The sequence below is a fragment of the Pseudomonas marincola genome, assembly GCF_900116605.1.
In the GTDB taxonomy this organism is placed as follows: Bacteria; Pseudomonadota; Gammaproteobacteria; order Pseudomonadales; family Pseudomonadaceae; genus Aquipseudomonas; species Aquipseudomonas marincola.
Window position 1 is genome coordinate 85,105 of record NZ_FPBC01000017.1, and the last position, 14,865, is coordinate 99,969.

Genomic DNA, 14,865 nt, shown 5'->3' on the forward strand with positions numbered 1-14,865 from the left:
GTAGCCGGAGTAAATACCGGTCGACAACGCGAATATTAATGACCCGGAAACCATCCGGGCGTCGCAGACAGCAAAGGATCACTCTCCAATGCGACCTACTGCCATCAATCAACGCCTCTTGCGCGGCCAAACACCCTCTTACGAACGCCTGCAAGCGCGCCTCGCTGAAGACCGCGATGCCAAACCCAGCACGCCGGTTGCCGTGCATTGCGGCTGGGGTCGGTTACTCATCGGCCATACGTTTGCCGATACAGAGAAGCTTGTAACCGAACTGATCAGCGAAGAGCCTGGCGAGCGCGATATTGCGCTGTATGTTTCAGCGCCGCATCAGGTGCTCGCCTATGCGCCCCAGCAGTTGTTTCTCGATCCTTCCGACACGCTGCGTTTGTGGTTCAGCGACTACCGCCCTGCCCGTCGCGGCTTTCGCGGTTATCGCATTCGCCGCGCCCAGAATGACGCCGACTGGCAGGCGATTAATTGCCTGTATCAGGCGCGTGGCATGCAGCCGATTGTTCCAGAGAAACTCACGCCGCATGAGCAAGGTGGCCCGACGTACTGGCTGGCAGAAGATGAAGACAGCGGCAATATCATCGGCAGCGTGATGGGGCTCAATCACCAGCGAGCTTACCGCGACCCCGAAAACGGCAGCAGCTTGTGGTGCCTGGCAGTAGACCCACAATGCAGCCGGCCGGGCGTTGGCGAAGTGCTGGTTCGCCATCTGATTGAACACTATCAAAGCCGTGGCCTCAGCCATCTGGACCTATCAGTTCTGCACGACAACAAACAAGCCAAGCGTCTGTACGCCAAACTGGGGTTTCGCGAGCTGCAAACCTTCAGCATCAAGCGTAAAAACGGCATCAATCAGACCCTGTTCCTTGGCCCTGGCCCGCACAGCGAGATGAATCCGTATGCGCGGATTATTGTCGATGAAGCATTGCGCCGGGGCATTGAAGTGCAGGTTGATGATGCCGAGGCTGGCCTGTTCACCCTCAATCATGGCGGCCGGAGGATTCGCTGTCGCGAGTCACTGACCGACCTGACCAGCGCCGTCAGCATGACCTTGTGTCAGGACAAACGCCTGACCCATCGCGCACTTTCTCGCGCTGGGTTATGCCTGCCTGATCAGCGACTCGCCGCCAGCGCCGAGGACAACGCGACCTTCCTGAAAAAGCACGGTCGCGTCGTGGTCAAGCCGGTAGACGGCGAGCAAGGCCAAGGCGTTGCAGTGGATCTGCGCACGCCAGGTGAAGTGCACGACGCCATCGAACGGGCCAAACCCTTTGATGAGCGGGTGATACTCGAAAGCTTCCACGAAGGGCTGGATCTGCGCATCGTGGTCATCGGCTTTGAAGTCGTCGCGGCCGCTATTCGCCGCCCTGCCGAGGTGATTGGCGACGGGCTGCACAGCATCGGTGACTTGATCGATGCACAAAGCCGCCGTCGCCAAGCCGCAACGGCCGGAGAAAGCCGCATCCCCAAAGATGCAGAAACCCTGCGCACGCTGCAATCAGCGGGATTTGACTACGACAGCGTGCTGCCGACCGGCCAGCGTTTGGCCGTGCGCAAAACAGCCAACCTGCACACCGGCGGCAGCCTGGAGGATGTTACTGACACCCTGCATCCGGTGCTCGCAGACGCTGCAAGACGCGCCGCCCGCGCGCTGGATATTCCCGTGGTCGGGCTGGACCTGTTAGTGCCTGCTGCCGACCAACCGGAATACGTATTCATTGAAGCCAATGAACGCGCCGGCCTGGCCAATCACGAACCGCAACCGACAGCTGAACGCTTTGTCGACCTGCTCTTTCCCCTGAGCCAGGTCGTGAGTTAGTCAGCCATCCGCCGCATTGCCGCTGCGCTGAACGCGCGCAGTGCGGCTTAGCGAATCAAGGAGAGTTATGAGCCAACTACCGCAGCCAGATCTCGAATACCTGCAAAAAGTCCTGCTTGAGATGCTCGCCATTCCCAGCCCGACAGGCTTCACCGACACCATCGTGCGTTACGTCGCCGAACAGTTGAATGAGCTTGGCATCCCATTTGAAATGACCCGCCGCGGCACCATCCGCGCCACGCTCAAGGGCAAACTGCAAAGCCCGGATCGAGCCGTCTCAGCCCACCTCGACACCATCGGCGCCAGTGTCCGCATCATTCAGGACAATGGCCGCCTGGGTCTGGCCCCGATTGGCCATTGGTCGAGCCGCTTTGCCGAAGGCAGCCGCGTCAGCGTGTTCACCGACAACGGCGTATTGCGCGGCAGCGTGTTGCCTTTGCTTGCCTCTGGCCACGCCTTCAATACCGCAATCGACCAGATGCCCGTGACCTGGGATCATGTCGAACTACGCCTCGACGCGATGACCACAACCCGTGCCGACAGCGAGTGTTTGGGAGTATCGGTAGGTGATTTTGTCGCCTTCGATCCGCTGCCAGAATTCACCGAAAGCGGGCACATCAGCGCCCGCCATCTGGATGACAAAGCAGGCGTCGCGGCTCTACTGGCAGCCCTGAAAGCCGTGGTGGACAGCGGTATAGAACCACCGATCGACTGCCATCCATTGTTCACCATCACCGAAGAAGTCGGCTCAGGCGCTGCCGCCGCATTGCCCTGGGATGTGAGTGAGTTTGTCGGTATCGACATCGCCCCCGTAGCGCCAGGCCAGCAGTCTAGCGAGCACACCGTGAGCGTGGCCATGCAGGACTCCGGCGGCCCGTACGACTATCACCTGTCGCGACAGTTATTGCGCCTGGCAGGAGAAAACGAAATCCCGGTGCGCCGCGATTTGTTTCGCTATTACCACAGCGATGCGCAATCCGCGGTAACCGCCGGCCACGACATTCGCACCGCGCTGCTGGCGTTCGGCTGTGACGCCACCCACGGCTATGAACGCACGCATATCGACAGCCTCGCCGCGCTCAGCCGCTTACTGGGCGCTTACCTGCTGAGCCCGCCGGTATTCGCCAGCGACGCCCAGCCCGCAGAAGGCACGTTGGAGCGCTTCAGCCATCAACTCGAGCATCAAACCCAGATGGCCAGCGACACTCGCGTACCATCGGTAGACAGCGTGCTGGCGACGCCCGCTAAGAAAAAACGCAAATAGTCTGGCGAGGCGGCAGCCTGTTATCGGGCTGCCTGCCACGTCAGATTTAGCCAACAACAAACTCGACTGCGCGACCTCTGCGCATTAGCATCGCGGCAGTTCACTGGAGAACACACCGTGCTAATCCCCGCCAACATGCTTGACGCCGACACCCTCACCCGCCTCATCGAAGACTTCGTCACCCGTGACGGCACCGACAATGGTGATGAAACCCCGCTGGAAACACGCGTGCAGCGCGTACGTCATGCACTAGACAAAGGTCAGGCGGTTATCGTTTTCGACCCGGAAAGCCAGCAGTGCCAGTTAGCACTCAAACACGATGTGCCGAAAGAATGGCTGGAGGATCTTGAGTGAAACCACGCGCGCCAAGCTCATCCAGCCAGCAACTAAGGCGCTGACTGACGGCCCCTCATCATTAACCCTGCAAGAACTGTCATCACTACCGCAAGGCTGGTTAATACCACGAACGGTAGCTGATAACTGCCGGAAAGATCCCGCGCCACACCACTCAAGACCGGCGTAACCGAACCCACGCTGTAGCCCATAAATAGCATCATCGCCGTCCAGCGGCTGACGGCCAACGGCGTCTTGACCTCGTAAAGCGGCAACACCAGCGAAAGCGCAAATGAGCCACTCAACGAAAGCCCCAGCGCGACAGCCCAGACCTCAGGTACAAGCGTTGGCATAATGCTGATCATGCCCAGACTGATGCTCGTCACCACCCCGCACAAAATCAAAAGCTGTATCCGCTGATCGAAACGCTGGGCAAGCCACGGCATGATAAATGCGCTGGGCAACCCCATCAGCATGATCATGCCGAACAGCGCATTACTGTGGTTCATCGACAAACCAGCTTCGTGATAACGGGCAACCGCCCACGTTGCCAACGTGTAAAACAATCCCGCCTGAATCGCGAAAAAACCACTGATCAGCCAGGCCCGGGGTTTGTTCCAAGGCAGGCCGACGGACTCAACATCGGCGCTTTTTTGCGGTGCAACTTCTGGCATGTTTGGAATCAAAAACCACAACAGAACGCCCAGCAATGCAGGCACCGCCCAAATCGCTAAAGCCCCCACCCAGCCGAGCCCAAACAACTCCATCAGAGGAAATGTCAGCACCGCCCCTGCCGCACCGCCAATGGCCATGCTCAAGGAATACCACGCGAGAACCTGACCCACTCCACTGACGAAATGACGCTTGATAAAGCCCGAAAGCAGCGGCCCGGCTACCGCAATCCCCGCCCCCAGCAAGGCAGCCGTGCTGATCAGCAGCACACTCGAATCACCCGCAAGGCGCAAAGCCAGCGCCAGGGTAATCAGCCCCAAACAGACTGTAATCGTACGCTCCAGACCAAACCGAAGCGCAAGGCGCGGAGCAAATGGCGCCAACAAGCCCATGCACAAGACCGGCAGCGCCGTACTCAAGCTCATGACGCTACGACTCAGCGAAAGCTCATTGGCGATCCGCTCGATCAAAGGTGCAAACGAGGTGATACCAGGGCGCAGGTTGACTGCAGCAAGAATTAGCACGGCAAGGAGTAAGGGGCGTGATGCGGGCTTCACGGGGATTCCGGATAAGTATCGGGGAGTGATATGGCTAAGAACCCTAACAGTTGAGATTACACGCGGACAAGGTCACCAGCGGGTAACTTGACATTATTGTCAGAAACCGTGCGCGGCACGCGACGTCTCCCGTCTTCAGTAGCAGCTGGCTTTAGAACCCTGAGTAAATGTAACGGTTTTTGAGGCCAGTTGCTCGGCATAGACGGATGGAGTTAATGGTAATCCCTCCATTTTTAGTACTCGCCAGAAATAGAAGTCAGGCCGTGAGGGCCAATTTCTGTTTGGGGGGATGCCTCCCAGGGCCATATTTGGCCTTTCGTGATTGTATGTCCTGACCCACCGAGTTGCATGCTCTTGAACTTCGCTAATGGATTCGAACAGGTAATGCCCCAACCCGTCATACCGTACTGTCCGGTTGTAGCGCTCGACATAGGCGTTCTGCTGTGGATTTCCGGGCTGGATATGCTCTAAGCGGATGCCATGTTTTTCAGCCCACAGTACGAGCTTACTGCTGATGTACTCCGGCCCGTTGTCACTGCGAATAGCTTGTGGCTTGCCACGCCACTCGATCACTTGATTCAGTGCACGTACCACGCGCTCTGCAGGCAGAGACAGGTCGATATCCATGGCCAAGGCCTCGCGATTGAAATCGTCGATCAGATTGAACAGCCGAAAGCTGCGTCCATCGGCTAACTGATCGTGCATGAAGTCCATCGACCAGCAGTGATTAATGGCCTCTGGCACCGCCAGTGGCTCGGGCTTCTCTCGTATGATGCGTTTACGCGACTTGATTCGCAGGTTCAGCTCCAGCTCCCGATAGATGCGGTAGACCCGTTTGTGATTCCATCGGTAGCCGTTCACGTTGCGCAGTTACAAAAAACACAGACCAAATCCCCAATTGCGCTGGTTGTGCGTAAGCCTGATCAGATGGTCGGCGATCTTCGCGTTTTCAGTGGATAGTCGAGGCACGTAGCGATAACACGTCACGCTGACGCTGAAAGCCAAGCACGCCTGCTGGATGCTGGCTCGCCCAGAGCGAACTGCTTGTTGGGCCATCTCTCGTCGCCGAGATGGCTTCACCCCTTTTTTGCCATCGCTACCTGGATGATTTCTGCTTTCAGGCGTTCTTCGGCATACATCTTCTTGAGGCGCTGGTTTTCATCTTCCAGCTCGCGCAGGCGGGCCATTAATGACGCATCCATACCGCCGAATTTAGCACGCCACTTCATAGAAGGTTGCTGAGCTGATGCCGTGCTCACGACACAGCTCAGGAACAGGGCTGCCAGCTTCAGCCTGCTTGAGGATGGCGATGATTTGACTGTCTGAAAACCGTGATGTCTTCACGCAAAATTTCCTTGATCTGGTTAGGAGAAAATTCTACTTCTGACGAATACTTTTTTCAGGGGGGATTACCCATCCGCCAATGCCAGCAACTTACCTTAAAAACCGTTTTATTTACTAAGGATTCAAAAGCCAATTGTTACTGAAGGCGGAAGACGTCGTCCCCTTCTATTTTAGACAGCCACATCATCACTCTCCTTAAGCAAACGGACTCCGCGATTCAGCCCTGGGCTTTTTTGTGAGCACATTTTTAACGTGACCTCACTCTAAAATGGCGCGCCAAGTTCAGACGTTTGATGGATGCTTACCGAAATGTCAAAAGCTTATGTCCGTAATAACTCACGACCACAGGCATTAACACACCAACGAAGTGCCCCAAAGCCTCAGCATGCTCAACGACACCCAAAGCGGGGAGCAACCACTGAGCCAACAAAACACTAATCGCTAGAGTCTGCAAAAGAGCAATAAAATTAACAAGCACGTATTTCCCAAGTTGCGGGCCGACTGGTTTCCCTGCTCCATTAAAAACAAAAAATCGCATCAGAGCAAATCCAGAGGTCAACCCAACGAGAAATGCCAAAACGACCGCCACTTCGAACGAAAAAAACTCCGAGAAAAGAAAGCGAGATCCCCAATTTAATCCTGCAGCAGTCCCTCCACTTATAAGGAAAAGAGAAAACTGTTTTATGACCATCTACGACTTCTCTGCGATTACTAAAAATTGCTTTCCGAAAAACCGCCACGCAAAGGGCAGTTTAAGATAGAGTTTTACCGCAATCAGTGGCGCCCGGGTGCCCCCTGCCCCTGACATAGTATAAGGAAGAAAGCGATCAACTTTTTCCACCACATTGAAGCCTTTTAGAGACAGCACCTCAGCCATTGAATCCTCGGTAAATGGAATAAAGTGATCCCAGTAGTCCCAGTATGCTCCATGTACGAATTTAATATTTGGCCCCATACAAATGATCTTGCCACCCGGCTTCAAACATCGGAACGCTTCATGAAGCGTTTTCTCAACCAAATCCTTGCTAGGTAGGTGCTCGAGAAAATTGCTAGTGAAGATGATATCCAAGACGGCATCTTCGATTGGCCAAGTTGTTGAACAATCTTGGTGCAGGAAGGTTGAGTGACCGGTAACGCGATCTCCGCAATCCGGATTCAAATCCATCGCGTACTTATTTCCTGCTTGAACGTTCCGAGAAAACTCTCCCCATCCAGCACCCAAATCAAGAAGCACGCTATTGTGGCTAATGTACTCAGAAAAAAAATCGACGCATAGTATTCTCCATACTGCATCTCGATACAGGTCCGTGCCTTCAAAACGCTTTTGATACTCTTGCTGCAAATCCGTTGAACGCGTATCCATAATTTTCCCAATCAAATAACTACAATCTTCGCCAACTGGCGGCCAAAACCAATACTTTCTGATATTCCCCGGTCCTCAGGGTAATAGTACGAAGTATCCGCTACCCATAATCCCTTCACCGGTAGTGAAACAGGTGGCAAAGTATCTAAATAACGAGGTTCACAGATCGGTTGGGCATAGCGGTAACGACTGGCTCTTACATCAATAAAGTCCTCATCACACAACCGAGGATTAATTTTTTTAAGGTACGTGCGCACTTTTGACAAAAAAACCTCATCTGGCTCGGCGAACATCGGGTGCTCGCTAGGCAGATAAAAAGGTACGTACACTACATGCTTATCTAATGGACGTAGGTTGCTGTACTCCACCAGGCCAGGGATATCCATTTCAGGATCATTGGTATTCAGCCAGAAATTCTCGGTTACCGGCCTCTTCAATTTTGCGATGACGCAAACAACTGCAATATTCTTTTTAGCCGCAAATTGAGACAAAATGTCTTGGGGCAAATCTGGCATAAGTTGCGGGACGTAGGGCAACGGAATAGTGCTTACAACCCTATCAAAGATCTCAAGCTGCCCCGCAACCTGAATGCCCACAACCTTACCACCCTCGATAATTAACTTCTCGGCGGGAGACTTCAATCGAATTTCACCGCCGGCTATTTCAATGGCATCTTTTAACGCCTGCAATAGAGTTTCAGAGCCGCCCTCTAAATACCCAAGCTTTTCGCGACTCAAGCTGAAGCGCGACCGCCCAATTCGACGAATGCGACTCCATATCCAAGCTGCCGACAAATTGTCTGAGTAATCGTAGAATTTATAGTCGAACAAACGGCGCCACAAGATTTCATATGCCTCTTTACCTACCCAGCGCTTTATCCAACTGACTGCATCAAGACTGTCAAGAGGTAACCAGTCATTACGTTTTGTGCACAAAAGCGCATGCAGTCCATAACGAAATTTAGCCATCAGACTTAAACCACGAAACTTCATGAGTGCGACAGGGTTACCCCATGGCTGTAATCGCCCCTGATACCAATAGCCCATCTTGGTTTCAACCCAGCGCATTTTGTCAGCAATGCCCAACTCCCCCAAAGCTTGTAAAAAAGCATGGTCAGAAATACAGTGGAAGTGATAATAGCGTTCTATTTCAAGACCATTGAAATCAAAACTTGCAGTCATACCGCCTACACGGTCATCTGCCTCAAAAACAACCGGATAATGGCCGTCCTGTGTTAACTGATACGCCACTGCAAGCCCCATTGGACCAGCACCTAATACCGCCACTCGCTGACCCATTTTAAAACTCCAAAACAACTTTACTATAACGCGGATCATTAAAGGTTTCGTCAACAGCTACTGAGAATGGCGTGTAAGGCACGTCAAAAATGCCAGGCCAGTCAATTACTTCAAATTCATCCTTAGTACTGAGCGCAGCAAGCTGTTGAGTAGTAAACGGCGGATTTTTATCAAAAACCCCCCAGACCCATATCAATGCATAAAATAACTTATATGGAATGCACGCAATGACAGTCCGAGTACGCGTGACCTTTTTTATTTCACGGATTATGTCAATGTAGTCAATCTTCTCATGTCCAGATATATTGTAGACTCCACTCTCAACACGGTTTTCGACGCAACTGATGATAATATTGCAAAAGTCTCCGACATACAAAGGTTGCCTCATATAGCGCCCATGACCAGGAATAGGAAAAACTGGAACCTTTTTCATAAACCGCGATAGCCATCCAAGGTGTTTACGGTCAAACCAACCAAACATCAGTGTTGGCCGCAGGATCGGGCAAGAAACCCCACTTTCTAAAACCATTCTTTCTTGAGCTATTTTAGTTTTTGTATAAAAGTCATCCGCAGCCGAAACAACCACTGATGAACTAACATGAACAACAGATTTAATATTATTTTTCTTAATAAGATCGAGAATAAAATGCGTGGACTCTATATTATTTCGCACAAAACTTTGATAATCATTTCCACCAATTTGTGCCTGCAACATAACAACTACATCCGCCCCACAAAAATGTCTCTTCCACTCGCCTAACTGGGCCAAATCTGCATATTCAACAACAATATCTGGATGATTTTTTTTTAGCACAGATATATTTTTTATGTGCTTATCCAAAACAACAATATTAGTGAAACCCTTAATTTTTAGCCTTGCCACTAAGTTCTGTCCGACCAAGCCAGCACCACCTGGAAGAATTATCTTCATATGCTCTCTCCATTTAAATTAAGCATGCTCGCTTTTGTGTATCGCTCTTTAAAGTAGAGAATGAGACTGGAAACTCCGAAACCAAGGAAAATACTAGTAACAGGCAATAGCGCGAGAATTTCCTTGAATCGTATACCGAGCAACATAAGAGACGAACTCATCAGCAATATTGTTGACAATAGTAAAAGGCAAGCCTGAAAAGATTTTCTGATCGTCTGGGTATTAACAATTACAACACATGATACAAATGCCAGAATGGCATAGAACCATGCTGGAGGAGTTAGCGTATACATCAATTCAAAAAATGTAATACCGTGCACATTCACTTTCTCAGCAGGATTCCAGTAAATCATATGCTGAGGCATCCGCCCCATGGGCACACTTAGTTTTACACTACCATCTTCTGCAATTTTGCTGCCCATCACTAGGCCTAGACCATTTGACTTAAGCGGAGTCAGCTGAGTTGGTTGCCCTGAGAAAAAATGTAAAATGCCTTTGTAAAACTTCTCTATATAGGCGGATGGGCTTGAGACTATTGACTCTTTGTAAACTGCGATCCCTAAGGAGTCAATCTGAGGCAGCCCAATGTAGTAATAACCAGGAATCGCCGAAACATCAACATTATATGCATCAGGCAAAGGGTATGTTTTTGCAAAACTAATCAAGTCTAGCCGGGAGGCATTCATCAAGTAGTTAAACTGCGCAAGATATGGCTCTCTGATTTCTTCTGGCGCCCCCCAATCAACATCCTGATATGCAGCAGCTCGAAAATAGTCAGGCGGTAAAATTGCACCAAGAGCTCGCCACCTCAAACTATTGATCCCTAGCTTACTCGGTTCTTGATTGATGTAGTTACTGGGTAGAGAGTCGATCAAAACCCAAGCGTGATCGTAACTCAATTGCCTTGTATTAGTTGAAGGATAGTGAAAATTTTCAATGAATAAAAATATCAATGCTGCGCTAGCCGCGAAAGAGACTAAAGCCGTAGTAACTTTCCAGATAAAATCTTTACTATCAAACAAGACGAGCAGCGCAATAATCGGCGCCACTACCAAGGAATTAAATTTTACAAGGTAAGCCAGCGTAAGAATAAGCGCAGAAATAACATAAAGAATTATTTTCGCATGATTTTTTACGTTAAATGCCCAGAGTGCTGTTAGCAGTGCGCTAGCTAGCAAATCGCCTTGTAGCCAGTCAGGAGATACGGCGTTAACCCCCCCCATAAAAAAGAGACTCCCCCCCCAAGCCAGGCACATTAGTGCGGCTGAAAGCCTACCAAAGACTTTATTACATATTAATGAGCAGATAGCAATTAAAATCAGATGAAGTGAAAAGTTTATGAGCTGTATATTTTCAAGCCACGAAGTACTAAATCTATCTACCTGATTCGATATATTCAAAACATCCAAAAAGGTGCGCATAATCCATGCGTACCCACTGGCATGTATGAGATTGGATGAACCTGAATAAATCATGCCTGCATAATTTGGATAATCATAAGCTGCAATATTGACAGGGTATGTATTCAGGTAGTACAAGTTCAGTAAAACAACAATTACTAGCGCAATCAGTATTATTTGATTTCGAAACAAACGGCTAAAAAAAAATCTCCCTAACATATAAAACCCATTACGCAATATTTCATATTTATTAAAAAACCATCTGTTCATATCAAGGATTTAAATATTTATTTTTTTAAAAACAAACTCTGGAATACTTTTTATAATAAACATCACCCCCCACCAGAAGCCTGGTGCGTATATAATATTCGCACTTCGCTTAATACCTTTGACGATGCGCCTCGCTACCTGATCTGGCTGAGCTACCAACATCGCTGGAAAAATAAGGCCTTTGGTCATGGGCGTATCGACAAAGCCCGGTTTGATAGTGATCACATGCACACCGACTTTGAACAAGCGAGCACGCAGACCTTCGCAAAAGGTCGATACTGCGGCCTTGGCGGTGCCGTACAGATAGTTGGAGGGGCGACCACGGTCACCCGCTACCGAAGAGATAACTGCTAGGGTGCCCCAACGTTGAAATTCGAACTGATTTGCCAATCGACTCAAAAGTGCAATCACTGAAGTACCGTTGTTGGCAAACTCCCGGAGCGCAACCGCAACATCCTGTTCACAAGTCTGTTGATCAGGTAGTGTGCCATGAGCAATCAGGGCGATATCGATTTGCCGCAAGGAAGCCAAGCACTTTTCCAGCATGTCTGGGTGGGCATCGTAATCAGTGACATCCATGTTGTGCAGAGTTACAGCTTTGGCGCCTCGTGCTTTCAAGTCGGTAGCTATTTGCTGAAGCCTCTCGTCGTTTCGGGCCACCAGAAAGAATTCGGCCCCCTGGCTTGCCCATAGTCGTGCGCAAGCAGTTGCAATAGCTGAGGTTGCGCCAATAATCAGAATTTTCTTCATTCAGTGACTCGTTTCCAAAAGCGGGACATCAAGGAGGGATCGCGCAACGCTTCAAGTTGCTCCCAGGCTGGATAAGCCTGACGAAAATCAGCACCACTCATATGCGCATCTTTCGCTGGATACAGACGGCCACCGGCTAAACGCACGATAGCATCCAGACGGGAAAATAGCGGTTCCAGATTAGCCTTCTGTGGGAAGTCTAGGGCCAGCGAGATACCTGGGAGCGGAAAGGACAGCAGACCCGGAGACGAGATATTGCCACAGCGCTTGAGTACCGCAAGGAATGAGCCCTGCCCTGAGCCGGCAATTACTGCCAGTAGGTCACTCGTGGCCGCCGTAGCTGAAGCGTCAGGTAACACACATTGATACTGTTGAAAGCCCTTGCGCCCATAGATACGGTTCCAGTTCAGGATTCGATCGAGTGGGTAGAAGAACGGCTCGAAACTAGTACGTTTGAACGTCCGCTTGGTAGGGTGAACCCGCCAATACGCTTCATTGAAAAAACGCAGAGAAAAGTTGTTGATCAAGGAAACTGGCGGGGTCAGGGGCACTTGCAGCTTCGGACGTACCTCTTTATCCAGGGAACCATATTGGGCATGGTCGCCCACAATAAAAACGCCGCGACCAATGTCGGCACCTTTGGCCAGACAATCAATCCAGGCAACGCTGTACTCATGCTGGTGATCAAGTTCGGCAGACAGATCAAAGAACTCCGCAAGATTGCTGAATCGCACTACGGTGCTGTCGATCTGACCGGAGCGAATAGGCATCAACTGTATTTCAGCCCAAAGAATTACCCCTGTCAGGCCCAACCCACCAATGCTCGCGGCATAAAGCTCAGTGTTTTCGGTCAAGGAACAAGTTAGCAGCCTTTGACCGTGGCGGAGCAAACCAAAGCGTCTTAAGTGATTACCAAAGGTTCCGCGTAAGTGATGATTCTTGCCATGCACATCGTTTGCAATGGCGCCCCCCAAGGTTACAAACTGAGTGCCTGGCGTGACAGAAAGAAACCAACCCTGCGGAATGCTCACCGAAAGAATTTCGCCTAAGGTAACACCTGCCTCAGCGCGCACAATGCCTTGCTGCCAATCAACCTCTATAAAGCGATCCATGGCGCGCATGTGCAGCACCTGATTACTCTCGGCTAAGCAGCTATCTCCATAACTACGCCCACTCCCATACGGCAGGGTGCTGTTATAAGACGCAAACACACGCCCCATCAAAGCGGGGGCTTCGCCGCGCCATCTGCAAATGTGACTAGTTTGCGGAAAATCGGGATACCCCCCCCATGAATGCAGAGTTGAAGTCATGCCGCGACCCAGAATACTAGACAGAACATAACACCGACTACCAAGCTAAATCGGTCACGAATGGCAAACACCACCGGGTCTTCATGCATCTGCCCTCGGTGAGTCATCATCCATATTCGCGTAATCCACAGCAGCAGTAGAGGACAAGCCAGCCAAATCACTTGCGGATTAGCATAGAGCTCACTTGTAGTCTGATCATGAATATAAAGGGCCAAAACCATCACTGAAAGGTAGCCGGAAGATGCACCTAGCGACGAAATCATTTCCAGATCATTGGGGTAATAACCACGGCCACGGGCTTTCTCGGTGCGCCCCTTCTCCCTCGCATCTCGAAGCTCCGCATAACGCTTGACCAGCGCCAAGCTGAGAAACATGAACATCGAGAAAGCCAGTATCCAGAAGGTCAATGCCATACTAAATGCCGCGGTACCAGCAATGATGCGTGACGTGTAGAGCATAGCCAGAGCAATCACATCTACCGCCATCATGCGCTTCAGCGACAGTGAATAGGCCAGAGTCAAAATGTAGTAGGCAAGCAGCACCAACATAAATGCCCACGACAGAAATACAGCTGCCCCTACAAATGCTGCAATCAGTAATATCGGAGCCGCAACCAACCCTGACTTGATTGACAGTCGCCCCGCCGCAAATGGACGGTTCCGCTTGAAGTGATGATGGCGATCATCCGCAAGATCCAGCAAATCATTCAACAAATAAACGCTGGAAGCACACAGTCCGAATAACAAGAAGGCTAGGACTCCATGCCAGAAGAGCAGGGGATTGGTGATTTGATGTCCAGCCAACAATGGCACGAAGATAAGTGTATTCTTCATCCACTGATGCAATCGTAGTGCCTTCAACCAGTCCTTGAGTCCAGATGGATTGGAATGGATTACCTGCTCAACATTCCCTTGCTTCCTTGCCAGTCGCTCAACGCCTGATTCCGGATTGACCACATAAGCCTGCCGAGCAACTGCCCAGACCTGGAGATCGTCATGTGAATTACCCACGTAATCAAAGCCGTGCTCGCCATAGTGCTCGACTAACAGATCACGCTTGCGATCAGCCGATAGATTGCGTTCAGCGTCAGAGGCCAGCACCACATCGAACAGAGACAGATGCTCAGCGATCTTCCAAGCCAATGTATGATGACTTGCTGTCGCAAGGACTATCTGACGGCCCTTGCTTCGCTCTACCCCGATCAATGCAATGTAGTGGTCAACTAATCCCGGACACGACGTTAAGTTTCTGCTCGGCCTGAGCGGGCGCTAGCCCGCCATTGAATGAATGAGGCCGTATCCAGTTGTAGCGATGCATCAAATAATGGCTGATGTCCCGTTGCGCCTGCTGAACCGACATATAACCCATTGAAGGTATCCACTCGGTTTTCAAGCTTCGAAATACACGCTCCATCGGCGAGTTATCGTAGCAATTGCCCCGACGACTCATGCTCTGGCTGATGCGGTACCGCCACAGGCGCTGACGGAAGTGACGACTTCCATATTGCGACCCCTGATCCGAATGAAACAGCAGCCCTTGAGGTCT

At 51.0% G+C, this 14,865-nt stretch carries 12 protein-coding genes and 2 pseudogenes; 3 read left to right on the forward strand and 11 right to left on the reverse strand.

Features of this window, described 5'->3' with window-relative positions; genetic code table 11:
- Positions 1–88: 88 nt before the first annotated feature.
- The 3 genes from ngg to BM395_RS20785 all read left to right on the forward strand — a co-directional run bounded on the left by ngg (position 89) and on the right by BM395_RS20785 (position 3,446).
- Positions 89–1,828 (forward strand): N-acetylglutaminylglutamine synthetase, encoded by a 1,740-nt coding sequence (gene ngg, locus BM395_RS20775; RefSeq protein ID WP_090515355.1) that lies wholly within the window; start codon positions 89–91, stop codon positions 1,826–1,828.
- Between the two features lie 67 nt (positions 1,829–1,895).
- Complete coding sequence (locus BM395_RS20780; protein WP_069900480.1) at positions 1,896–3,092, forward strand: osmoprotectant NAGGN system M42 family peptidase; 1,197 nt, start codon at positions 1,896–1,898, stop codon at positions 3,090–3,092.
- Between the two features lie 117 nt (positions 3,093–3,209).
- Positions 3,210–3,446: a YheU family protein gene (locus BM395_RS20785; protein WP_069900481.1), complete on the forward strand. Its 237-nt coding sequence runs from the start codon at positions 3,210–3,212 to the stop codon at positions 3,444–3,446.
- A 32-nt stretch (positions 3,447–3,478) separates the two neighbouring features.
- On the opposite strand, the gene BM395_RS20790 is transcribed toward BM395_RS20785, so the two are convergent.
- The 11 genes and pseudogenes from BM395_RS20790 to BM395_RS20840 all read right to left on the reverse strand — a co-directional run.
- Complete coding sequence (locus BM395_RS20790) at positions 3,479–4,654, reverse strand: MFS transporter (RefSeq protein WP_090515357.1); 1,176 nt, start codon at positions 4,652–4,654, stop codon at positions 3,479–3,481.
- 282 nt (positions 4,655–4,936) lie between these two features.
- Positions 4,937–5,998, reverse strand: a pseudogene (locus BM395_RS20795) (IS3 family transposase); the annotation flags it as partial.
- A 301-nt stretch (positions 5,999–6,299) separates the two neighbouring features.
- Entirely contained in the window at positions 6,300–6,689 is a 390-nt protein-coding gene (locus BM395_RS20800) for a GtrA family protein (protein ID WP_090515359.1), read from the reverse strand.
- Positions 6,690–7,361 (reverse strand): class I SAM-dependent methyltransferase, encoded by a 672-nt coding sequence (locus BM395_RS20805; RefSeq protein WP_090515360.1) that lies wholly within the window; start codon positions 7,359–7,361, stop codon positions 6,690–6,692.
- 11 nt (positions 7,362–7,372) lie between these two features.
- Positions 7,373–8,659, reverse strand: coding sequence for an NAD(P)/FAD-dependent oxidoreductase (locus BM395_RS20810; RefSeq protein ID WP_090515362.1), 1,287 nt, complete (start codon positions 8,657–8,659; stop codon positions 7,373–7,375).
- 1 nt (position 8,660) lies between these two features.
- Positions 8,661–9,590, reverse strand: coding sequence for an NAD-dependent epimerase/dehydratase family protein (locus tag BM395_RS20815; RefSeq protein WP_090515364.1), 930 nt, complete (start codon positions 9,588–9,590; stop codon positions 8,661–8,663).
- Complete coding sequence (locus BM395_RS20820; protein ID WP_141124116.1) at positions 9,587–11,209, reverse strand: hypothetical protein; 1,623 nt, start codon at positions 11,207–11,209, stop codon at positions 9,587–9,589. The genes BM395_RS20815 and BM395_RS20820 overlap by 4 nt, the downstream gene beginning before the upstream one ends.
- A 60-nt stretch (positions 11,210–11,269) precedes the next feature.
- Positions 11,270–12,010 carry an SDR family oxidoreductase gene (locus tag BM395_RS20825; protein WP_090515369.1) on the reverse strand — a complete coding sequence of 247 codons (741 nt, stop codon included), beginning with the start codon at positions 12,008–12,010 and terminating at the stop codon, positions 11,270–11,272.
- Positions 12,007–13,320 (reverse strand): FAD-binding oxidoreductase, encoded by a 1,314-nt coding sequence (locus BM395_RS20830; RefSeq protein ID WP_090515371.1) that lies wholly within the window; start codon positions 13,318–13,320, stop codon positions 12,007–12,009. Before BM395_RS20830 ends, BM395_RS20825 begins: the two co-directional genes overlap by 4 nt.
- A pseudogene (locus BM395_RS20835) lies at positions 13,317–14,531 on the reverse strand (UbiA family prenyltransferase); the annotation flags it as partial. The pseudogene BM395_RS20835 and the gene BM395_RS20830, both read right to left, overlap by 4 nt.
- A 7-nt stretch (positions 14,532–14,538) precedes the next feature.
- The coding region (locus BM395_RS20840; RefSeq protein ID WP_141124117.1) for an integrase core domain-containing protein at positions 14,539–14,865 on the reverse strand (327 nt) is incomplete at its 5' end.

Bases quoted from the DNA above. Each gene is read 5' to 3' on its own strand.
- BM395_RS20830 (WP_090515371.1), bottom strand. From the start codon at position 13,320: ATGACTTCAACTCTGCATTCATGGGGGGGGTATCCCGATTTTCCGCAA.
- ngg (WP_090515355.1), top strand. From the start codon at position 89: ATGCGACCTACTGCCATCAATCAACGCCTCTTGCGCGGCCAAACACCC.
- BM395_RS20810 (WP_090515362.1), bottom strand. From the start codon at position 8,659: ATGGGTCAGCGAGTGGCGGTATTAGGTGCTGGTCCAATGGGGCTTGCA.
- BM395_RS20805 (WP_090515360.1), bottom strand. From the start codon at position 7,361: ATGGATACGCGTTCAACGGATTTGCAGCAAGAGTATCAAAAGCGTTTT.
- BM395_RS20800 (WP_090515359.1), bottom strand. From the start codon at position 6,689: ATGGTCATAAAACAGTTTTCTCTTTTCCTTATAAGTGGAGGGACTGCT.
- BM395_RS20780 (WP_069900480.1), top strand. From the start codon at position 1,896: ATGAGCCAACTACCGCAGCCAGATCTCGAATACCTGCAAAAAGTCCTG.
- BM395_RS20820 (WP_141124116.1), bottom strand. From the start codon at position 11,209: ATGTTAGGGAGATTTTTTTTTAGCCGTTTGTTTCGAAATCAAATAATA.
- BM395_RS20825 (WP_090515369.1), bottom strand. From the start codon at position 12,010: ATGAAGAAAATTCTGATTATTGGCGCAACCTCAGCTATTGCAACTGCT.
- BM395_RS20815 (WP_090515364.1), bottom strand. From the start codon at position 9,590: ATGAAGATAATTCTTCCAGGTGGTGCTGGCTTGGTCGGACAGAACTTA.